14 protein-coding genes are annotated in these 21,643 nt (G+C 73.0%); 4 read left to right on the top strand and 10 right to left on the bottom strand.

The genetic code is table 11. The annotated features are described in order from the left end of the window. Positions 1-55 precede the first annotated feature (55 nt). Both OIE69_RS28245 and OIE69_RS28240 read right to left on the bottom strand, forming a co-directional pair. Positions 56-580 carry a DUF1203 domain-containing protein gene (locus OIE69_RS28245; RefSeq protein ID WP_326576711.1) on the bottom strand — a complete coding sequence of 175 codons (525 nt, stop codon included), beginning with the start codon at positions 578-580 and terminating at the stop codon, positions 56-58. A 24-nt stretch (positions 581-604) separates the two neighbouring features. Next, the gene (locus OIE69_RS28240; protein WP_326576710.1) at positions 605-1,768 is read right to left on the bottom strand and encodes a hypothetical protein; all 1,164 of its coding nucleotides are present in this window, start codon (positions 1,766-1,768) and stop codon (positions 605-607) included. Positions 1,769-1,889: 121 nt separating this feature from the next. Between OIE69_RS28240 and OIE69_RS28235 the strand changes: the two genes are divergently transcribed. Continuing rightward, on the top strand, positions 1,890-3,857 hold the full coding sequence (locus tag OIE69_RS28235) for a hypothetical protein (RefSeq protein WP_326576709.1): 1,968 nt from the start codon (positions 1,890-1,892) through the stop codon (positions 3,855-3,857). A 184-nt stretch (positions 3,858-4,041) separates the two neighbouring features. Further along, complete coding sequence (locus OIE69_RS28230) at positions 4,042-4,548, top strand: GNAT family N-acetyltransferase (RefSeq protein WP_326576708.1); 507 nt, start codon at positions 4,042-4,044, stop codon at positions 4,546-4,548. A gap of 83 nt (positions 4,549-4,631) precedes the next feature. On the opposite strand, the gene OIE69_RS28225 is transcribed toward OIE69_RS28230, so the two are convergent. The 3 genes from OIE69_RS28225 to pulA form a co-directional block, all read right to left on the bottom strand. Continuing rightward, complete coding sequence (locus OIE69_RS28225; protein WP_326576707.1) at positions 4,632-4,982, bottom strand: hypothetical protein; 351 nt, start codon at positions 4,980-4,982, stop codon at positions 4,632-4,634. Positions 4,983-4,993: 11 nt separating this feature from the next. Further along, positions 4,994-5,761 (bottom strand): TNT domain-containing protein, encoded by a 768-nt coding sequence (locus OIE69_RS28220; protein ID WP_326576706.1) that lies wholly within the window; start codon positions 5,759-5,761, stop codon positions 4,994-4,996. 216 nt (positions 5,762-5,977) lie between these two features. Continuing rightward, on the bottom strand, positions 5,978-11,407 hold the full coding sequence (gene pulA, locus OIE69_RS28215) for a pullulanase-type alpha-1,6-glucosidase (protein ID WP_326576705.1): 5,430 nt from the start codon (positions 11,405-11,407) through the stop codon (positions 5,978-5,980). Between the two features lie 329 nt (positions 11,408-11,736). On the opposite strand from pulA, the gene OIE69_RS28210 reads away from it, so the two are divergent. Then, the gene (locus OIE69_RS28210) at positions 11,737-13,197 is read left to right on the top strand and encodes an alpha/beta hydrolase (RefSeq protein WP_326576704.1); all 1,461 of its coding nucleotides are present in this window, start codon (positions 11,737-11,739) and stop codon (positions 13,195-13,197) included. A 325-nt stretch (positions 13,198-13,522) separates the two neighbouring features. Here the strand turns inward: OIE69_RS28210 and OIE69_RS28205 are convergent, their stop codons facing one another. The 5 genes from OIE69_RS28205 to OIE69_RS28185 form a co-directional block, all read right to left on the bottom strand. Beyond that, the gene (locus OIE69_RS28205) at positions 13,523-14,560 is read right to left on the bottom strand and encodes a LacI family DNA-binding transcriptional regulator (protein WP_326576703.1); all 1,038 of its coding nucleotides are present in this window, start codon (positions 14,558-14,560) and stop codon (positions 13,523-13,525) included. 31 nt (positions 14,561-14,591) lie between these two features. After that, a complete protein-coding gene (locus OIE69_RS28200; protein WP_326576702.1) occupies positions 14,592-16,250 on the bottom strand; it encodes a glycoside hydrolase family 13 protein in 1,659 nt (552 codons plus the stop codon). 101 nt (positions 16,251-16,351) lie between these two features. Then, the gene (locus OIE69_RS28195) at positions 16,352-17,278 is read right to left on the bottom strand and encodes a sugar ABC transporter permease (protein ID WP_326576701.1); all 927 of its coding nucleotides are present in this window, start codon (positions 17,276-17,278) and stop codon (positions 16,352-16,354) included. A 13-nt stretch (positions 17,279-17,291) separates the two neighbouring features. Continuing rightward, a complete protein-coding gene (locus tag OIE69_RS28190; RefSeq protein WP_326576700.1) occupies positions 17,292-18,293 on the bottom strand; it encodes a carbohydrate ABC transporter permease in 1,002 nt (333 codons plus the stop codon). A gap of 93 nt (positions 18,294-18,386) precedes the next feature. After that, complete coding sequence (locus OIE69_RS28185) at positions 18,387-19,658, bottom strand: extracellular solute-binding protein (protein ID WP_326576699.1); 1,272 nt, start codon at positions 19,656-19,658, stop codon at positions 18,387-18,389. 325 nt (positions 19,659-19,983) lie between these two features. Here OIE69_RS28185 and OIE69_RS28180 point away from each other — a divergent pair, with 325 nt between their 5' ends. After that, a complete protein-coding gene (locus OIE69_RS28180) occupies positions 19,984-21,642 on the top strand; it encodes a glycoside hydrolase family 13 protein (RefSeq protein ID WP_326576698.1) in 1,659 nt (552 codons plus the stop codon). The last annotated feature ends 1 nt before the right edge of the window (position 21,643 follow it).

Below are 21,643 nucleotides of genomic sequence, written 5' to 3'. Positions count from 1 at the left end.
CGCTCCGCACCGTCCCCGAGGGCGCCCGGCCACCCGCCGGGCGCCCTCGGCGCGTTCAAGGGGTGCGGACGGCCTCGAAGAGGAAGCAGCCGTACTCCACGGCCCGTACGTGCACCAGGGCGACCCGCGGGTCGGCGAACCGGGCCGCGAGGACGGCGTCGGCGGCGCCCGCGCCGACCTCGTCCGCGGTCAGCTGCACCAGGCGGCCGCCGAGGATGCGGCCACGGGAGTCGTAGCAGCGGAAGACCCGCCGGTCGCCGTGGAGGGCGGCGGGGTAGCCGGAGCCGTCCGGCGCGCCGGGGCAGTCCCCGGCGGCGGCGTGCACGAAGACCGGACCGGTCTCGGCGTACGGGCCGGGGTCGGCCCCGGTCGCGGCGGCCCAGCGCCGCAGCGGCGCGTAGCCGGCCAGGGCGATCCGCTCCCCCGGCGCGCTGCGCCGCAGGCAGCAGCGGAGCGGGGCGCCGCCCTCCGGGTCGGGCTCGGGGCGGGGGACGAGACCGGCGTCGTCGAGGCCCCGCAGCTCCTGTGCCACGGCCGGGTCGAGGGCCCGGATCTCGTACGTGGTGCGATGGGTGTCCATGCCCCCCAGCGTCGCCGGGCCGGGTCAGGAGGTCCGGCGGGATTCGGACGTCGCGCTCAGGGCCCGCCACGCGGCGCGGTCGTCGGGCAGCCCGAGCGGGGCGAAGAGGGCGCCCCGGTTGCCGCCGCGCGGGTCCCACAAGGTGTCGTGCGCGGCCAGGGCGGCGGCGTAGGCGCGCTGCGGCGGGGTGGCGGCATGGGCGGCGGGCCAGCCGTCGGGGAAGAGCAGCGGCAGGTAGGGGCCGAGGTCCGGGTTCGGGTACCGCCACTGGAGCAGCGGCAGGACGGCCAGGGCCGCGGGCAGCAGCCGCTCGGGGTCGGTGACGCGCCGGCACACCGCGGCGGAGACGGTGAAGCGGGGGCGGCCGGGAAAGGTGGCCGGGGTGCGCCCGAACGCCGCGTCGAGCGCCGCGGGGTCGCGCAGGGCCTCCAGCAGCACCGCGTCCGCGTCCTCGTCGCCCTCGAGGGCGGGGGCGAGCGCGGCGCAGACACGCACGGCCGGTTCGGGGTCGGCGAGGAGGGACCGCGGCGCCTCGCCCAGCTCCCCCAGGTGGACGGCGAGGGCGGCGCGCTCGTCCGTCCCGGCGGTGCGCGAGGCCGTGGTGAGCACCCGGACCACCTCCTGCCTCCGGCCGGCGAGCGCCGGGTGGGCGGCCGTGATCGCCACGCAGGCGGCCGCGGCGGCCCGCACCTCCGGGTCGGGGTCGGTCAGATGGACGGCGGCGGCCGCGTGGACGGCGGGCAGGGCGTCGAACACCCCGACGGCCGCGCGAAGGACCGCCAGGTCGGCCGTCTCCCCGTCCCAGAGGGCCTCCTGCTCCTCCTCGTCCGCGTTCGCCCAGGCCTCCTCCCAGGCGCCGATCGCCGCGCCGTCCGCCGGGAACGCCCGCGCCCGGCACGCCTCGGCCTCCGCCGGGCCGGGCGCCGCCTCCGCCGCGTACCGCAGGAAGCCCAGCAGCGCCGATCGCGGTCCGGCCGGGTGCTCCCCGGCAAGAAGCTCCGCGACCTGCCGGACGGCCGGCGGTGTGGCGGGCCAGGGCGTGCCCTGGTGCACGATCGCCCCGTTGAGGTGCTCCAGGGCGGCCGCCACCTCCGCCTCCCGGCCGCCGCGCAGGGCGGCCAGATGCCGCGGGGTGTCCGTCGCGGCGCCGTAGGCGTGGAACAGCCGGGCCCAGTCCGTCTCGTGCATGCGGCCATCATGGCGGTGGGCACCGACAACGCCTGCCCCGAGGGCACGTGGCGGCTCCCGTACCGGGGGTGGTGCGCGGGCGGCGGAGTGACCATCCCAGGATTCACTCGTTCAACGGAACGTGAACGCCCAGCACGCGACCGCCACCCGTCCCCGGCACGGCGCACCCGTCATCGTGGACGTCGAGGAGGCGGAGGCCGCACTCGTCGAGAACTACCCGCACCTGGTCCGGCTGGCCTATCTGACGCTGCCGCCGTCGCTCGGCCGGCACCGGAGGGTACTGACCGCCCACACCCTGACGCAGGGCGCGCTGCCGCGCTCGCCGTGCGAACCGGACCCGGCCGTGGCCGACGTGGCCGGGCCGCGGGGCACCATGGACCCGGCGTACGCCCTGGTGCGGCAGGAAGTGCTGGACACGGCGCTGGCGTTCGGGCGCGAGCGGGGCTGGCGGGGCCGGTTGCGCCGGACCCTGGTGGGCGGTCCGGCGCCGTACGTCCTGGGCCTGCGGCTGCACACCAAGGCGACCGGGACGGACGAGGCGGAGCTGGACCGGGCGCTGTCCGGGCTGAACGCGGCCGGGCGGGCGGCGTACGCGCTGCTGGAGCTGGAGCGGCCCCGGCACGCGGACGGCCGCGAGGTGCGCAGGCTGCTGGTGGCCGCCGGGGTGGCCGACCCGCGGGGTGCGCTGAAGGCCGCCAAGGCGGTTCCGGAGGGGTTGCTGCTGGGCGGCAGCGGGTTCGACCCGTGCACGGTGCACGCCCGGCCGACGGATCTGCTGCGCAGGCGCCAGCACGTAAGGGTGGGCCTCATCGCGGCGGGCGCGATCGCCGTCACCGCGACCCTCGTCGCGGTGCTGACCGGCGGGCAGGACCCGTACGCGGCGGGCGGGTCACCGGGCGCGTACGGCACCGCGGGGCTGCTGGACCCGGCGAAGCTGGTGCGGGTGAAGGACACCGCGTGGACCCGCGCCTCCCGGGTGGACTTCACCGCCTGGCCGACCCGTGGCGGACGCGCCGGCGACCGGGCGCTGCTGGGCCGGGCGATGGCGGTGTGGGCGCAGCCCTCCGCCCGGGTCTCGGTGTCGGCGACCAAGGGCACCGCCGAGGGACTGCCCGTGCAGCAGCCGCAGTTGCTGTACGCGGGGGACGTGGACGGCGCCACGGTGGTGCTGATGTACGACGGCCTGCGGCTGGTGCGGTACGCCGAGCCGCGGGACGGCGGGGGCTCGGCGGCCCTGGACTTCGCCCGGGTCGACGGCGCGGGCGTGACCACGGCGGCCGTGGTGCTCGGCCGGACGGACGGCAACACCCGGTTCCTGACCGCCCCCTGGGTCGCCGAGGCGGCCTCGCGCGACCTGCGGGACCCGGGGCGCGCCCCGGCGAGGCTGGACCGCACGGCGGACGGGGTGACCGAGCCGGTGCGGATGCCGGGTGCGGACAGCCGTCCCGGGGTGTGCGGGGACACCTGGCCCGCGCTGCAGTTCCGCGCCGACGGCGGGCTCGGCGCGGACCGGCCGTTCCTCCTCACCGACCTCGGCGACCTCGTGCCGGCGCACCTGACGTACCAGCCACCGGGGGTGGGCACGCCGCTGGAGGCGACCGGCCCCACGGCGCTGGCGAACATGGCCCGGACGGCCTGCAACCTGTCCTCCATGAGCGGCCTGGGCACCCGGTCGGTCAACGTCTGGCGGTACGCGACGCAGCGGCTGCCGGAGGACAACGGTCAGGCCTCGTGGGTCTGCGCCCGCGCCGACACCTGGCGCGGCACCGAGGGCCGGGCCCTGGCGCTGTTCCTGCCCCCGGTGTCCGAGCCCGGCACCCCGGGCGCGCCGGTGGGCCAGAGCGGCCGGGACGGCGGGGCGTGCGGCCGGGGGATGCCGCGGGTGCTGGCCGGGGCTCTGTGGAAGTCCACCGCCGGCCACTGGTACCTGCTGGCCGCGGGCAGCCGTGACGTGACGCGGATCAAGGCCACGGGCGGCGTGACCGGCACCTCGAAGGGCCCGACGATGGCGGTACGGGCCGAGCAGGGCGCCCGGGCCGAGCTGTCGGCGGTGCTCGACTCGGGCGCGGCGCTCACGACGCTGCGCTGAGTCCGGCTCGGTTCGCCTCCGGGGCGCTTGAGCCGGCGTCCTCCCGCGCCCGGGCGGCCTGTTCCGCGCCGGGAGCGACCGCCGGGGCGTCCGTCGTGCGGGGAGCGGTCCCGGCGCGGTGCGGCCCGGCCCTCGCGGGCCCGGCCGGGCGAAGGCCCGGAAACGGTTCCCGGACAATGGAGGGATGAACGACCTCTCCTTCCGCCTCGCGCTGCCCGGCGACGCCGCCCTCCTCGTCCGCCTCCGGGACGACGCCGCCCGCTGGATGCAGGAGCACGGCATCGACCAGTGGAAGCCCGGCGAGATGGACGAGGGTCACTTCCGCGCCCGCATGGCGGCGGGCGAGGTCTGGCTCGCCGCGAGCGCGGACCGGGTGGTCGGCGCCTGGGAGCTGTGGTGGACGGACGAGCACGCCTGGGGGCTACGCCCCCCGGACGCGGGCTACGTCCACCGCCTCATGGTGGACCGGACGGCCGCCCCGCGCGGCCTCGGCCGGGCCATGCTCGACCGGGCGGAGCGCCGCATCACCGAGGAGGGCCGCCCGTACGCGCGGCTGGACTGCGTGGCGGGCAACCCGCGGCTGCGGGCGTACTACGAGGGCGCGGGCTACACCGTCGTCGGTGAGCAGCCCCACAAGCAGGGCGGCAAGGGCAGCCCGTACGCGGTGACGCTGCTGGAGAAGGCGCTGTAGCGACGGCCGCGGACGTGCGGGCGGCCCGCCCCGGATCCCGGGGCGGGCCGCTCCGCGTCGGCGGGCCGCAGGGGCCGGCCGCATCAGTTCCGCCGGCGCCGGGCCCGTTCATAGCTGTCATGGGCCGCCCGCCGGATCTCCTCCCGGTCGCGCAGGACCTCCTCCATCTCCTCGTCGGCGCCGGGGCCCGGACCGGGCCCGCGGTCGGTGAGCTGTTCGTAGAGGTAGTGGCAGGCCGCGTCCTCGGTGGCGAAGCGCCGGTGCGGGTCGTGCACTCCGCGCTCGACGTTGCCGACCACCCACGCGTCGTCCTCCTGCCGGAGGTACCTGAAGTCCGGGGGCCTCAGGTCGAACTCGTGGAACCCGGGGATCTCGTACAGCCCGCCGGGCACCCCCGCGGAGGCGAGGGCGTCGCACAGCTCACGCCGGTCCATCGCCGCACCCGTCAGTTCAGCCGGATGAGGTCGCCGTTGGTGATGCGGTTGGCCACGCTGTCGCCGAGCGGCAGCACGTACTGGAGGCCGTTGCCGGGCTGCCCGTAGAAGGGCGCCACGGGCCCCGCGGAGACCGCGAACGGCCTGACGACCTTGTACAGGTGGTAGTTGAAGGGGTAGCCCGGGTCGAAGGTGTTGAGGTTCGACGGCGCGATGGAGCGCTGGGAGTACGGCGATCCCGCCGGTGCGAGGAACCGTCCGCCCTCGCCGCCGAAGCGGTCGATCCGCTGCCCCACGGCGAGGTTGATCACCGCGACGGGGCCGCCGGGGAGGAAGCCGTCGTTGGGCGGGAACTTGTAGCTGTTCGCCGCGAAGTCGAACCAGGTGCGCAGGAAGCCGTTGGCGTTCTGCCCGTCGAGCCGCCGGTAGTCCGTCAGCATCGCGCCGAGCAGCCCCTTGGCGGGCAGCTGCCGCGGACCGAGCCGGGGGTCGCCGCAGAAGAACTTGGGGTCGGTGAAGGTGGCACCGATGCAGATGCGCGGGTTCTCCGGACCACCGGGAACGCGCCCGGGGGCACCCGCTCCCGGGCCCGGTCCGTGGCCCGCGGCTCCCGGGCCCGGTCCGTGGCCCGCGGCGGGGCGCCCGGGGGGAGCCGCGAGCTGTGCGCCCGGCCCCCAGTCCTCGGCGTGGGCCGAGGCCACCGTGCCCAGCAGGGTGCCGACGAGCAGGACGAGCAGGGCGGGAAGAGTGGAGAGCGATATTCGCTGGCGCCGCTTCAAGGGTCCTCCAGGGGACGACGGGAACGAGGCCACCCGGGGACGGAAATCACCGTGCGTCACCGGAGCCGCGCGGATACGTACCCCTGGCGAATCGCCCACCGGAGCCGACCCGCCGCCGATTCATCCGGATGGACACGCACTTCGCCCGTACGCAGCACCGCCCGGCCGGAGCCCGCGGGGAGCGGTTCGCCGGCCGGGCGGTGACGGAACGTGTCGCTACGTGCGGACGAACACCGCCACGGTGCGGCCCGGCACGGTGAAGGTGCCGGACGCGGTGTCGTAGGAGGACCGCTTCACCACGGCGTCGGAGCCGGTGGCCTGCACCGGGTGGAGGGCGTAGCCCTTCCCGGCGAGGGCGCCGACCCGCTGGTCCTGGGCCTTCGGGCTCGCGTTGAAGACCACGACCAGCCGCCCGGCCCGCAGGGTGATCACACCCGGGGTCTCGTCCTGCCCCGAGAGCGGGAAGGACAGCTGCTCCTGGACCTGGGCCGCCGTGGTCAGCCCGAAGGCCGGCTCGGTGGAGCGGATCCGCAGCAGGTCCCGGTAGGCGGCCGAGGCCGCGGTGATCTCGGCGCAGCCGACCCGGAGCGTGTCCGCGGTCAGCAGCGGCCCGGCGAAGGACCACTTGGACTCGTTGTCCGCCCTGGGCGGCAGGCCGCGGCCGAAGCCGTTGCCCGCGCCGCAGTCCCAGTGGACGGCGTTGAACCAGTCGCCGGAGTCGTACGAGTTACGGTCCAGGGACTTGGAGCGCAGCAGGTCCGAGCCCGCCTGGTAGAGCGCCGGCCCCTGGGAGAGGGCGGGGACGGCCTCGGCGAGGACCTGCATGCGCGCCCGGTCGGCGGGCGAGGTGCCCTTCGGCAGCTTGAAGGCGAGCGCGTCGAACAGGGACTCGTTGTCGTGTGCGTCGGCGTAGGCGAGGGCGTCGCCCGGGGCGTCCGCGTATCCGGCGGGCGAGCCGTTGTAGTCGACCTCGGCGCCCCTGACCTCCTTGCCGCTGCTGTCGGTGAAGGAGAAGGACTTCAGGTTGCCGGTGAGGCCGACCTTGATGAGGTCCTGGTAGTGCAGCAGGCGGGCCCGCTGCTCGGCCTCGCTGCCGTTGGCGGCGGAGCCGTTGGGCTCGTTGAACAGGCCGGAGGCGAAGCCCTGGACACCGGGGTCGGAGTCGAAGGGGCCGCCGCCGCGGACCGCGTCGCGGGCCCGGTCGGAGAAGGTGGCGACGCCGGTGCCGGCCATGTTCTTCTGGGTGGCCTGCACAAAGCGGGCGTCGTCGGCGACCTCGCCGAAGTTCCAGCCCTCGCCGTAGAGGATGATCTTCTTTCCGTCGACGCCGTCCTTCGCGGGGGTCAGCGCGTCCAGCGCCTTGCGGACGGCGAGGATGTTCGCCTTCGGGTGGTGGCCCATCAGGTCGAAGCGGAAGCCGTCGACCTTGTACTCCCTGGCCCAGGTGACGATCGAGTCGACGACCAGCTTGCCCATCATCGCGTTCTCGGTCGCGGTGTTGGAGCAGCAGGTGGAATCGGCGACGGTGCCGTCGTCGAGAAGGCGCTGATAGTAGCCGGGCACGATCCGGTCGAGGACGGACTTGTCGTCCTGGCCGCTCGCGGCGGTGTGGTTGTAGACCACGTCCATGACGACCCGCAGGCCCGCCCTGTTGAGGCCCTGCACCATCCTCCGGAACTCGACGGTGCGCCGGGTGCCGTCCGGGTCGGTGGCGTAGGAGCCCTCGGGGACGGTGTAGTGGAAGGGGTCGTAGCCCCAGTTGTAGGCGTCCTTGGCGGCGACCGCGGCCACGCACTCCTGCTGCCTGTCGGAGTCGGCCGGGTAGGCGCCCAGGTCGCAGTCGACGGTGGCCTGGTCGGCGCTCTTCTCGGCGACGGTGGCGAAGTCGAAGGCCGGCAGCAGGTGGACGTAGGAGACCCCGGACTTCGCCAGCGCCCTCAGGTGCGTCATGCCCGCGGAGCCGGTGTCGGTGAAGGCGGTGTACCTGCCCTTGTCCCGGGCGGGGACGGTGGAGTCCGCGACGGAGAAGTCCCGGATGTGGAGTTCCTGGATCTGCGCGTTGTTCAGGCCGACCGCCTTGGGCTTGGCCAGGTGCGACCAGCCTCCCGGGGCGAGCTTCGCGTCGTCGAGGTCGACCACCAGGCTCTGCTTCGAGTCGGCGGTCAGGGCGACCGAGTAGGGGTCGGTGACCTCGTTGGTGACGACCTTCTGCACGCCGGGCGCCCACACCTTCACCACGTAGCGGTACGGCTTGCCGGTCCAGCTCCGCTCGCCGGTCACGCTCCACACGCCGGTGGACGCGTCGCGCCGCATCGGGACGGTGCGTCCGTCCAGTTCCAGGGCGACGGACTGGGCGGTGGGGGCCCACACCGACAGGGTGGGCCTGCCGTGGGTGAAGACCGGGCCGAGGGCGGCCTTGGTCGCCTTGGCCGCGTACAGGTCGTCCAGGACGCCCTGGATCTGGACGCCGGTGGCGGAGAGCAGCGCCCCGGTGGCCAGCCGTTGGGTGGCGACGACCTGGCCGGTGAGGGCGGTGCGGACGCGGTCGCGGTCACGGGGGTCGATCGTGAAGGCCTGGTAGTCCTTCAGGTGCGGGAAGCGGGCCTTCTGCGCGTCGGTCAGGCCGCCCTCGACGCGCTGCAGGCGGAGCCAGTGGCCCTCGCCGGACAGGGCGCCGTCCTTGATCGTCAGGCCGCCACCGGGGGCGTAGACGAGCTGGTGGCTCGCGGCGGTGTCGCCGGTCTTCCAGGCGACGGTGCCGGCGTCGATCCACTGGGCCTTGGCCGAGGAGAGGTCGAGGTCCGCGGAGGAGCCCGCGGTGGCGGGCAGCAGGTACTTCTCGGTGCCGTTCAGCAGCCACACCTCGTGCCCACTGGCGGTGAGGTCGAGCGACTGGTCGGCGGGCAGGTCCTTGGTGTCGCCCTTGTGGATGATGTAGCTGAGCGACGTGGCGCCCGCGGCGAGCGGCACCTCGAAGACCGCGCCGTAGGCGTCGGTCCGCACCGGCTGCAGCGGGCTCGGCCAGTCGGTCGGGTTCGCGGCGCCGGTCCAGGTGTGCAGGCCCCAGCCCGCGTAGTCCCCGTCCGCCCGGTGGTAGTGGAGGACCGCCTTCGTCCTGTCCTGCCCCGGCTCGGTGCCGGACGGGGCCTGGGTGGCCACGGCCTCCTTGCCCTGCTCCACCCAGATCTCACCGTTCTTGGTGACGTCGATGAACCGGTCGGCGGCGACGTCCTTGTTCCCGTCCTTGTCGATGACGAGGTAACCGACGCTGGACGCGCCCGGCTTGAGCTTGACGTAGGCGAAGGCGCCGTAGGCGTCGCGGCCGATGAAGTCGTGGCCGGCCGGCCACGTGGTGCCCTCGCCGTCGGCGATGTCGCCCCAGGCGTACAGGCGCCAGTCCGTGTAGTTGTTGTCGGCGCGCTTGTAGTGGACGACGGCGTGGTCGCGGCTGCTCGCCACCGGGGTCTCCGGCACGGCCGGGGCGCCGCTGGTGGTCTCGGCGGTGGCGCTCGCGGTGCGGCGGGCGGAATCGATCACGACCGCCTTGTACCGCAGCGCGGTGCCGGGCGTCACGTCGTCGCCGACCGTCTGGGTGACCCTGTACGGCGCGTGGTCCGCGGAGCCGAGGACCTTCCACGGGCCGTTGCCGGTCTGTGCGGCGAAGACGACCCGGTTCAGCTGCCCGCCGTCGACATCGGCGGAGAGCTCGACGGTGCCGGTGGCGCCCGCCGCGGGGGCCTTCAGGGTGAGCGCGGGCCAAGCTGCGGGGGCGCCGAGCGGCCTGCCCGCCTTGTAGACCACGGTGGACAGCGCCGGGACGGTCACGCCGATCTTGCGGTCGGCGCCGCTGGTTGCGGAGGCTTCGGTGCCGTACAAGGCGGTGAAGGGGGTGTTCGCGGAGCCGGTGGGGATGTCGGCGGTCCGCGCCTCGGTGGCGTTGTTGACGGCGACGACGTACTCGGCGCGGGTCTTCGGGTCGGTGCGCGAGAAGGCGTAGATCCCGGCGCCGTCGGTGACATGGCGCTCGGTCTGGACGCCGTCGGCGAGCGCCGGATGGGCCTTGCGGAGTGCGGAGAGCTTCGCGATCGCCCGGTAGAGGGGAGCGCCGGTGTCGTAGGCGTCGCTCGCGTGGGTGCGGTCGGTGCCCAGCTGGTCGTCGTCGAGGTAGTCGGCGACCTTGGAGGCGAACAGCGTCTGGCGGGCGTCCTTGTCGCCGCCGGCGCCGGTGAAGCCCTGCTCGTCGCCGTAGTAGACGACCGGGTTGCCGCGGGAGAGGAACATCAGCTCGTTGGCGAGCCGGTCCCGGCGTACGAGTTCGGCGTCGTCGGCCTTCGGGTTGTCCTGCCGCAGGAAGGTCCCGATGCGGCCCATGTCGTGGTTGCCGAGGAAGGTGACCTGCTCGTAGGCGTTGGCCTTGTCGGTCGTGTACTTGTAGTCGTCGCCGAAGACCGAGGCGAGCCTCGCCGCGGAGCCGCCCTGGGAGGCGTACTGGCGGGCCGCGTCCTGGAAGGGGAAGTCGAGCGTCGAGTCGAGGCGGCCCTGGGTGACGTACGGGGAGGTGATGGAGGTGTCGGCGGAGTAGACCTCGCCGAACATGAAGAAGTCCTCGCGGCCGTGCTTCGCGGCGTAGGCGTCGAGGGCCGTGGCCCACTGGGTCCAGAACGGCAGGTCGACGTGCTTGACGGTGTCGATGCGGAAGCCGTCCACGGCGAAGTCGCGGACCCACTTCTCATAGATCTCCTCCATGCCCTTCACGACCTCGGGACGCTCGGTCCACAGGTCGTCCAGGCCGGAGAAGTCGCCCTGCTCGGAGCTCTCCCCGGCGAAGGTGGAGTCGCCCCGGTTGTGGTACATCGTCGGGTCGTTGAGCCAGGCCGGGACCTTGTCCTTCGCGGTGGCGACGGGGGTGCGGGGGAAGGAGTCGCGGTCGACGGCGGGGAAACCCTTTCCGCCCTTCGCGTGGTCGGTGTCGTCGAAGGGCACGCCGTCCTTCGTCAGATAGGGGAAGGCGCCCTTGGAGAGGTAGCCGTAGGACTTCTCGTCGTAGTCGACGACGTCGGCGGTGTGGTTGGTGATGACGTCGAAGAAGACCTTCAGGCCCTTGGCGTGGGCCTTGGATATCAGGGCCTTGAGGTCGGCGTTGGTGCCGAAGTGCGGGTCGACCTGGGTGAAGTCGGTGATCCAGTAACCGTGGTAGCCGGCCGATGCCTGGTCACCCGTCCCCTGTACGGGCCGGTTCTTGAAGATCGGCGCCATCCATATCGCGGTGGTGCCGAGGCCCTTGATGTAGTCGAGCCGGTCGGTGAGCCCCTTGAGGTCGCCGCCCTGGTAGAAGCCCTTGTCGGCGGGGTCGTAGCCGGTGCTGAGCCGGGTGCCGGTCAGGCCGCCCCCGTCGTTGGACCGGTCGCCGTTGGCGAAACGATCCGGCAGTACGAAGTAGAACTGCTCCCGCGTGAGGTCGTGACGCGCCGCCTGGGCGGCGAGCGCCGCGTCGGAGGGCGGCGGGGGCGGGGCGGCCGCCTGGGCGGCGGGCATCGAGGCGGGGACGGCGAAGGCGGCGGCGAGGGCCGCCACCGCGACGGCTGCGGCTCCGCGTCCGCGCGCGCGTGGGCGCGTGGACGCGGGCAGCCCGGTGTGCTGGGCCACGGGGGGTTCTCCTTGCGGAATCCGTGTGCGGACGGTTGTACCTCTGGGAGCCCACGCGCCATGAGCCCTCGTCCGGCAGCGGTGCCGGACCAGTGACCGGGACCGTACTCCTTGCGAAGGGCTTACAGCAAGATGTCGCAAGGATTTCCAACAGACCCGCCGGCGCGACGGTGCACACCTGCTGACGCCCCGTCAACGGCCCTCCCGCGGCTGCGGATCACCGAACACTATGAACGCAATGGCCACGGCTCTGGACCCCCGCCACCGCGTCCCGAAACATCGGGGCCCCCGCGCGACGACGCGCCGGGCGACCACGGGAGGACGAGACCATGTTCACCGGGCATTCCCCACAACGCACCGGTTCCGGAACCGCACGACGCCGCATCGCCCTGGCGGCCGGGGGCATCGCCGCCCTCCTCGCCACCGGGCTCGCGGGCCCCCCGCCCGCGGCGGCCGCCGGGACGGCGCCCGCCCCCGCCGACTGCCCGGCCGAGCTCGCGGCGCAGGCGACCTGCTACCGGGGCCAGGACGCGAACGGCGCCCACTACGCGATGGCCGTCCCGCGCGACTGGAACGGCTCCCTGGTCGTCCACGCCCACGGCGGCCCCGACCTCGGCGACACCTCCGACCCGGAACGGAGCGTCGGGGACCTGGCGCGCTGGTCGGTCATGGTGAAGGAGGGCTACGCCTGGGCTGGTTCCTCCTACCGCCGCGGCGGCTACGGCACGCGGATGGCGGCCGAGGACACCGAGAACGTGCGACGGCTGTTCGTGCAGCGCTTCGGCGCGCCGCGCCGGACGTTCGTCCACGGCCAGTCCTGGGGCGGGAACGTGGCGGCCAAGGTCGCCGAGATCCACGCGGCCGGTCACCGATCGCCTTACGACGGCGCCCTGCTGACCAGCGGCGTCCTGGGCGGGGGCTCGCGCGGCTACGACTACCGGGTGGACCTGCGCGTGGTCTACCAGTACTACTGCGGCAACCACCCCAGGCCCACCGAGCCCCAGTACCCGCTGTGGATGGGGCTGCGCGCCGACTCCACGATGACGGCCACCGGCCTCCGCGCCCGCCTGCAGGAGTGCACCGGCTACTCCTCGACCCCGCAGGAGCGCACCGCCCTGCAGCAGCGCAACCTCGACGACATCCTGGCCGTGACGAGGCTTCCCGAGCGGACGCTGGAGTCGCACCTGCGGTTCGCGACCTTCACCTTCCGCGACATCGTGCACAACCGGCTGGGCGGCCGTAACCCGTTCGGCAACACCACGGTCCGCTACACCGGTTCGCACGACGACGCGGCCCTCAACGCCGGCGTGGAGCGCTTCGCCGCCGACCCGGCGGCCCGGCGGGACCTGTCCTTCGACAGCGACGTCACCGGCGCCGTGTCGATCCCCGTGCTCACCGTCCACGCCATCGACGACCCGACCGCCTTCGTCGAGCACGAGGCGGCCTACCGGGCCTCCCTGGAGGGCGCCCACCGCGGAAGGCTGCTGGTGCAGAACTTCACGCGGGAGAGCGAGCACAGCGAGCTGAGCTCCTCCGAGTACGCCGCCGCGATGCGGTCGCTGGCGACCTGGGTGCGGACCGGCCACAAGCCCACGCCCCGCTCGGTGGCCGCCGCCTGCCCGGCGCTCGACGCCGCCTACGGCACCGGGTGCTTCTTCGAGCCGGGCTACGTCCCGCGCCCCTACGCCTCCCGCGTGTACCCGCGGCCGGGGGCGCGGCACTGGCCGGCGCTGTCCGCCGCCCAGGAGCGCGCGTGGAGCCGCCTGGACGGTGTGGGCATCGCACCCTGAGCGGCCCCCGACCGAAGGCCATGTGGCCTCCCACCTGCGGTCACGCCCTTGCGCAAGGCCCCTGCAGAATCTTGCAGAAAGTTTCTGCAGGGGCCTTCCGTCCTGGCCGGAGCGGCTGTTACGTTCCTCTTCAGCCCGGTTCGGCCGGCCGGGGGTCCGCCCCTGACGGCGGGTCCCACGCGCCCGGCCGGCTGGACCGGTCGCCACCGATACGGGGGCGGGCCCAGGACCGACGAAGTCACCCCGCTGCGCCCCGCCCGGGGCAGGTCCAGGGCCCGCCTCGGCATCTACCCGCGGGACGCGCGATGCCCGGCGGGCCCCGCCGTCAGGAACGCCGGCCGCCGCCGGGCGCCTGGCCCGTGGAACCGCGGACGACCAGTTCCGTCTGGAAGACGAACTCCGAGCGCTGGACCGGGTTGCCGCCGATCTCCTCCAGCAGGGCGTTCACCGCGGCCGCGCCCATCGCCTCGACCGGCTGGCGGACCGTGGTCAGCGGCGGGTCGGTGAAGGCGATCAGCGGCGAGTCGTCGTAGCCGACGACCGAGACGTCCCCGGGGACGGTCAGCCCGCGCTCCCGCACCGCGCGCACCGCACCCAGGGCCATCAGGTCGCTGCCGCAGACGATGCCCGTGCAGCCCCGGTCCAGCAGCGCCCCGGCGGCGGCGTGGCCGCCCTCCACGGAGAAGAGGGTGTGCCGGACGTACTCCGCGGCCTGCTCCTCGCCGAGCCCGAGCAGGCTGCCCAGCGCCTCGACGAAGCCCTCGACCTTGCGGTGCACGGGCACGAAGCGGTTGGGGCCGACGGCCAGGCCGATGCGCTGGTGGCCGAGCTCCACCAGGTGCTGGACGGCGATGCGCGCCGAGGCGCGCTCGTCCGGCGAGATGTAGGGTCCGGCGATCGCCGGGTTGAAGCCGTTGACCAGCACGTAGGGAACGCCCTGCCCGAGCAGGCGAGCGTAGCGCTCGGGGTCGGCGGTGACGTCGGCGTGCAGCCCGGACAGGAAGACGATGCCGCGCACCCCGCGCTCCACGAGCGCCTCCACCAGTTCGTCCTCGGTGGAGCCGCCGGGGTGCTGGGTGCACAGCACCGCGGTGTAGCCGTAGCCGGTCAGGTTCTGCTCGATGACCTGGGCGAAGGCGGGGAAGATCGGGTTGTTGAGCTCGGGGGTGATCAGCCCGATCTGGCCGGCGCTGCGCTGGCGCAGCCGCACCGGACGCTCGTAGCCGAGCACGTCCAGTGCGGCCAGCACCTTCTGCCGGGTGGCGGGGGCGACCCCCGCCTTCCCGTTCAGCACGCGGCTGGCGGTGGCCTCGCTGACCCCCGCCTGGGCCGCGATGTCGGCGAGTCGAGCTGTGGTGTTCACACCTACAGACCCTATGCGACCGCGACGCACGTCAAACGGCCCACCAGACGGTCGTGTCGGCCGGGACGACGACCCCGTCCGCCGTGACCTCCACGGGAGAACTGGCCAGCAGGAGCGCGCCCGGCACGGGCAGTGTCACCGGCGCGGCCGTGGTGTTGACGGTGCACGCGAAGCCGGGCCGGCGGAAGGACAGCACGCCCTGCGGGGCGTCCTGCCACCGGACCGACTCGCCCGCGCCGAGGCCGTCCCGCTCGCGGCGCAGCCGCAGGGCGGAGCGGTACAGCTCCAGCGTGGAGGCCGGGTCGCCGGTCTGCGCGGCGACGCTGAGCCGCGCCCACCCCTTCGGCTGCGGCAGCCAGCTGCCACCGCTGCCGAAGCCGAAGCTCGTGCCCTCGACCGTCCACGGGATCGGGACACGGCAGCCGTCGCGGAAGCCGTCCTGGCCCGCGGCGCGGAAGAACGCCGGGTCCTGACGGGCCTCGTCGGGCAGGTCGGTGACCTCGGGCAGGCCCAGTTCCTCGCCCTGGTAGACGTACGCCGAGCCGGGCAGCGCCAGCATCAGCAGCGAGGCGGCGCGGGCGCGGCGCAGGTCGTGGCTCTTCCCGTCGGAGGACAGCCGGGTGGCGTGGCGGACCACGTCGTGGTTGGACAGCACCCAGGTGGTGGGCGCGGCGACCGGGCGCATGGCGTCGAGCGAGCGGTCGATGACCTCGCGCAGCTCGGCGGCGTCCCACTTCGTGCCGAGGTACTGGAAGTTGAAGGCCTGGTGCAGTTCGTCGGAGCGGACGTAGTTGGCGGTGCGCTCGACGGTGGGGGTCCAGGCCTCGGCGACGGCGATGCGCGGGCGTGGGGGCACCCCCGGCCGCAGGCTGGGGGAGTATTCGTCGAGGATGCGCCGCCACGAGCGGTAGATCTCGTGGACGCCGTCCTGGTCGAAGAAGGGCAGGACATCGTTGCCAAGGAGCTTGAGCTGCTCATGGGCGCCGATGTCGGGCAGGCCGTCGGCCTTGACCAGGCCGTGCGCGACGTCGATGCGGAAGCCGTCGACGCCCATGTCCAGCCAGAAGCGCAGGATCGAGCGGAACTCGTCCCGCACGGCCGGGTGCTCCCAGTTGAAGTCCGGCTGCTCCGGGGCGAACAGGTGCAGGAACCACTCGCCGTCCGCGGCACGGGTCCAGGCGGGGCCGCCGAAGACGGACTCCCAGTCGTTGGGAGGCAGTTCGCCGTCCTCGCCCTTGCCGGGGCGGAAGTGGTAGCGCGCCCGCAGCGGGGAGCCGGGGCCCTCGCGCAGCGCCTGCTTGAACCACTCGTGCTGGTCGGAGGAGTGGTTGGGGACCAGGTCGACGATGATCCGCAGACCCAGCCGGTGGGCGTCGCGGATCAGGCCGTCGGCGTCGTGGAGGGTGCCGAACATCGGGTCGATGGCCCGGTAGTCGGCGACGTCGTAGCCGGCGTCGGCCTGCGGGGAGGCGTAGAAGGGGCTCAGCCAGACGGCGTCGACGCCGAGGTCGCGCAGATACGGCAGGCGCTCGCGGATGCCGGGGATGTCGCCCATGCCGTCGCCGTTCCCGTCGGCGAAGCTGCGGGGGTACACCTGGTAGATGACCGCGTCTCTCCACCAGTCCGTGGTGGCCACGGGCTGGTCGGAGGTGTGGGGGTGACGGGTGGAGTCCGCCAGGTACTGGGTCATGGTGATCCCTTGGAGGATGGAAGGCTCGGTGCGGCGATGGGTCGGGGTCGGGGCACCCGGCCGGTCGGGCCGGGCGCCCCAGGGGATACGGGTGGTACGGGTCAGGACTTGGCCGCGCCGGCGGTGAGGCCGGTGACCAGGTGCTTCTGCACGAGGTAGAAGACGACGCTGACAGGGATGGCGATCAGGACCGCGGTGGCGGCCATCAGGTTCCACTGCGCGTCGTGCTCGCTGACGAAGCTGCTCAGGCCGACGGCGAGGGTGTACTTGCCGTCGTCGAGCATGAAGGTGGTCGCGAAGGCGACCTCGCCCCAGGCGGTGAGGCAGGTGTAGAAGGCGGCGACCGCGAGTCCGGGCCGGGCCAGCGGCAGCACGAGCCGCCAGAAGGTGCCGAAGGGGCTGAGTCCGTCGACCCGGCCCGCCTCGTCGATCTCGAAGGGGATGGTGTCGAAGTAGCCCTTGAGCATCCAGGCGCAGTAGGGCACGGCCGTGCTGCAGTAGACGAGGATCAGGCCGCCGTAGGTGTCGATCAGGCCCAGGTCAGAGAGGATCACGTACATCGGGACCATGAGCACGGCGACCGGGAACATCTGGGTGACCAGCAGGGCCCACATGAACTTCTTGTAGCCCGGGAAGCGCATCCGGGAGACCGCGTAGCCGGTGGTGGCGGCGATCATCACGCCGATGACGCAGGTGGCGCCAGCGATGATGGCGGTGTTGCCCATCCAGGTGAAGAAGCTGGTGTGCTCCAGGACGAAGGAGTAGTTGGCGAAGCCCGCCTTGTCCAGGATCCGGCCCGGGTGCAGGTAGTCGTCCTTGTCCGGGCCGAGGGACAGGAAGACCAGCCAGGCGATGGGGAACAGCGCGATGAGGCTGGCGGTGATCAGCACGCCGTGCGACAGCACCGAGGCGGTGCGGCTGCGCTGCCCGCGGCCGCGGATCCGCTTCGGGCGCGGCGGCGCCGGGGGGTCGAGCGGGTCGCCGCCGAGGCCGGGGCCCGGGACCGTCGTCTTGGTGGTGGTACTCATGCTGCTGATCCCCTCAGCCGGCGAGCTGCTCGTTGCGAGCGAGCCAGCGGCGGTAGAAGGCGGTGAAGACGACCAGGACGGACAGCAGCAGGACGCCGTAGGCGGCGGACTGCGCGTAGTCGCGCGGCTGCTGGCCGAAGCCGAGGTAGTACGCCCAGGTCACGAGGATCTGCGCGTCGGGGGCCCCGCTGCCGAACAGCAGGTAGATGATGGCGAACTGGTTGAACGTCCAGATGATGCCGAGCAGGACGACGGTGCTGCTGACCGAGCGCAGTCCGGGCAGGGTGACGTTGCGGAAGCGCTGCCAGGCGTTGGCGCCGTCCATCTCCGCGGCCTCGTACAGCTCTGAGGGGATCGACTGCAGGCCGCCGAGCAGGGAGACCATCATGAAGGGGACGCCGACCCAGGTGTTGACGCCGATCGCGGCGATCTGCTGGAAGGTGCTGTCCTCCAGCCACTGCGGCTGCGGCAGATGGAGGGCGCCGAGGAAGGAGTTCACCACTCCGGAGTCGCTGAGCATGATCCGCCAGGAGAAGACGGTGACGAAGGTCGGCACCGCCCAGGGCAGGATCAGCATCATGCGGTAGAAGGTGCGGCCGCGCAGCTTCTGGTTGAGCAGCAGGGCCAGGCCCATGCCCACGCCGTAGTGGAGGGTCACACAGACCGCGGTCCAGATCACCGTCCAGATGAAGTGGGACCAGAAGCGGTCGTACGCCGTCGGGCCCCACAGGATGTCGGCGTAGTTGTGGAGGCCGATGAACTCGTAGGTGGCGTCGATGTGGTTGACGCCGATGGTGCGGGCCGAGTTCAGGCTGTTGGCGTCGGTGAGCGTGAGGTAGAAGCCCTGGGCCAGCGGGTAGCCCACCAGCACGCCGAGCACGACGACCACCGGGGCGATCATCGCGTACGCGTACCAGTACTTCTGGTAGGAGCGCTTGAGGCGCTTGATCGGACCGGGGCGCGGCTCGTGGGAACCGCGGGTCTTGGCGGCCGTGCCCTGGGCGGCGACTGTCATCGTTGGCCCTCTTCTACGGGGTTTCTTACCGGGTGGAACAGCCGGTGGCCGCCGGCCCCGCCCGGAAGGGGGCGGGACCGGCGGCCGCGGGGATCACTTGCTGTAGTCGGGCAGCAGCTTGGCCATCGCGGTGGCCGCGTTGTCCAGGCCCTTGTCCAGCGGCTCCTTGCCGCCGGCGACCTTGGTCAGCTCCTCGCCGAACGGGCCCCACAGGGAGCCGTACTCCGGCAGCTCCGGCCGCGGCTGGGCGACCGACAGGACCGACTGGAAGCCCTTGACGCCCGGGTCGGCGGTGACCTCGGCGGTGTAGGCGTCCGAGCGGGTCGGCAGGGTGGAGTTCTTGAGGGCGATCTGCGTCTGGCTCTTCGCCGAGGTCATGAACTTCACGAACTGGATGGCGGCTTCCTGGTGCGCCTTGTCCGAGCCCGCGTAGACCGAGAGGTTGTGGCCACCGGTGGGGGCGCCGGCCGAGCCGGAGGAGCCGGCCGGGACGGGCGCGATGCCGAGGTTGTTCTTGTCGGCGAACGCGGAGCCCTTGTAGAAGTTGGTGATCTCCCAGGGACCCTGGATGATCGCGGCGACCTTGCCGTTGACGAAGGCGTCCTGGATGTGCGCGTAGGAGTCGGCGGTGGTGTCGGCCTTGTGCAGGCCGGCGCCGGAGAACATGCCCTGCCAGGTCTTCAGGCCCTTGGCGGCGGCCTCGCCGTTGATGGTGATCTTCTTGCCGGCGGTGTCCACCATGTCGGTGCCCTCGCCGTACAGGAACGGCTGGGCGTAGTACGAGGCGGTGTTCAGCCAGAAGCCGTCGACGCCGGCCTTCTTCTTGATCGTCCCCGCGGCGGCCTTCAGGTCGTCCCAGGTCTTGGGGGCCTCGGCGATGCCGGCCTCCTGGAACAGCTTCTTGTTGTAGACCAGGGCCAGGGTGTCCGTGGTGAACGGCACACCGTAGGTCTTGCCCTCGTACTGGGCCTGCTTCAGCAGGGAGGCCTGGAACTTGTCCTGGTCGGCGAGGGCGTCGGTGCCGTCCAGCGCGACGAAGTAGCTCTTCTTGGCGAAGGCGGGCGTCCAGCCGACCTCGGAGCGGAGCACGTCCGGAGCGCCCTTGCTGCCCGCGGCGGTGTCGAACTTGTTCTGCGCCGCGTCGAAGGGGACGTTGACGTACTTGACCTTGATCTTCGGGTTCGCCTTCTCGAACTCCGCGACCAGGGCCTTGTAGGTCGGCGCCTCGTTCGTCGCGTTCGAGGTGTCCCACCAGGTGATGGTGACGGGACCGCCGGCCTTGTCACTGCCGCCGTCGCCGCCGCAAGCCGTCGCCGCGAGCCCGAACGCCGCAATCAGCGCGGTGGCCGCTATGCCACGCCGCATGTGATCTCCTCCAGGATGAAAGCCCGTGATGGTGCGGGGCGCGTCGCCGCGTCCCCCCTGCCGACTGCGCCTTTGCGGCGGCCGGGCTGTCGAGGAACGTAACAGGGAAGAAAGCCCGACGAAAGACCTTGCTGCAAAGACTTGCAAGATCTTCCGATCGTTACATCTGCGTGTCCTCACAGTTGCAGACGGGAGACGCACCGTGGGACGCTCACCGTCCTGGAAGCCGTTACGAGATCTTCCGCAAATTCCTGAAAGGCATTGCCGATCACGCGGAGGATCGGAATCATCGGCAGGGACCGGCGCCGACTCACGAGGGACCGACATGACCCAAGAGCTCGCCCCCGTCATCCACGACGCGACCGACGAGACCCCGGCCGCCCCCGAGGGGCGCGCTCCCGGCTGGTGGCGCAGCGCCGTCATCTACCAGGTGTACGTACGCTCCTTCGCCGACGGCGACGGTGACGGCGTGGGCGACCTGCCCGGCATCCGGGCCCGGCTGCCGTACCTGGCGGAGCTGGGTGCCGACGCCGTGTGGCTGACCCCCTTCTACGCCTCCCCCCAGGCGGACGGCGGCTACGACGTGGCCGACTACCGCAGCGTCGACCCCCTCTTCGGCTCCCTCGCGGACGCCGACGCGCTCATCCGCACCGCCCACGAGCTGGGCCTGCGGGTGATCGTCGACATCGTCCCGAACCACACCTCCGACCGGCACGCGTGGTTCCGGGCGGCGCTCACGGACCGGCGCGGGGGGCCGGCCCGTGAGCGCTACCACTTCCGCCCCGGCAAGGGCGAGCACGGCGAACTGCCGCCCAACGACTGGGAGTCGGTCTTCGGCGGCCCCGCCTGGACCCGGGTCGCGGACGGCGACTGGTACCTCCACCTCTTCGCGCCCGAGCAGCCCGACCTCAACTGGGAGCACCCGGAGGTCCGCGAGGAGTTCGACGCCGTCCTCCGCTTCTGGCTGGACCTGGGCGTCGACGGCTTCCGCATCGACGTCGCCCACGGCATGGTCAAGGCGGCCGGCCTGCCCGACATCGGCCGCAAGGAGCAGGTCAAGATGATCGGCTCCCAGACGCTCCCCTTCTTCGACCAGGACGGGGTCCACGAGATCCACCGCGCCTGGCGCCGGCTGCTGGACTCCTACTCCCCCGACCCCCGGCCGGGGGCACTGCCGGCCGAGCGCATCGGCGTCGCCGAGGCCTGGGCGCCGAACGCCGGGCGCATGGCCCTGTACGTCCGCCCCGACGAGATGCACCAGGCCTTCAACTTCCACTTCCTGCAGTGCCCGTGGGAGGCCGGGGCGATGCGCACGGTGATCGAGGAGTCCCTCGCCGCCACCGTCTCCGTCGGCGCCCCCACCACCTGGGTGCTCTCCAACCACGACGTGGTCCGGCACGTCACCCGCTACGGCGACGGCGCGGCCGGGCTGCGCCGGGCCCGCGCCGCGGCCCTGCTGATGCTCGCGCTGCCCGGTTCGGTCTACGTCTACCAGGGCGAGGAACTGGGCCTTCCCGAGGTCACCGACCTGCCCGACGAGGTCCGCCAGGACCCCTCCTTCTTCCGGGACAACGGTCAGGACGGGCTGCGCGACGGCTGCCGGGTGCCCATCCCGTGGACCACCGACGGCCCCAGCCACGGCTTCGGCCCGGCCGCCGGCTGGCTGCCCCAGCCCGCGGGCTGGGGCGGCCTCAGCGTCCAGGCGCAGACCGGCGACCCCGACTCCACGCTGGAGCTGTACCGCTCGGCGCTGCGGCTGCGCCGTGAGCTGCCCGGCCTCGGCGACGGGCCGATGCGCTGGCTGGACGCCCCGGAGGGGGTGCTCGCGTTCTCCCGGCCCGGCCTGGTGTGCACCGTCAACACCCATCCGGTGCCGGTCCAACTCCGCGTTCCGGGGCGGCCGGTGCTCTCCTCCGAGCCCGTCGCCCTCACCGGCGGATCCGTCCGTCTTCCGGCTGATTCGTGCATCTGGTGGGCGATCTGAG

This window comes from Actinacidiphila glaucinigra (assembly GCF_035918135.1).
Lineage (GTDB): Bacteria > Actinomycetota > Actinomycetes > Streptomycetales > Streptomycetaceae > Actinacidiphila > Actinacidiphila glaucinigra.
Note: the sequence above shows the minus strand (reverse complement) of the source record. Positions and strands in the feature narration are given on the sequence as shown.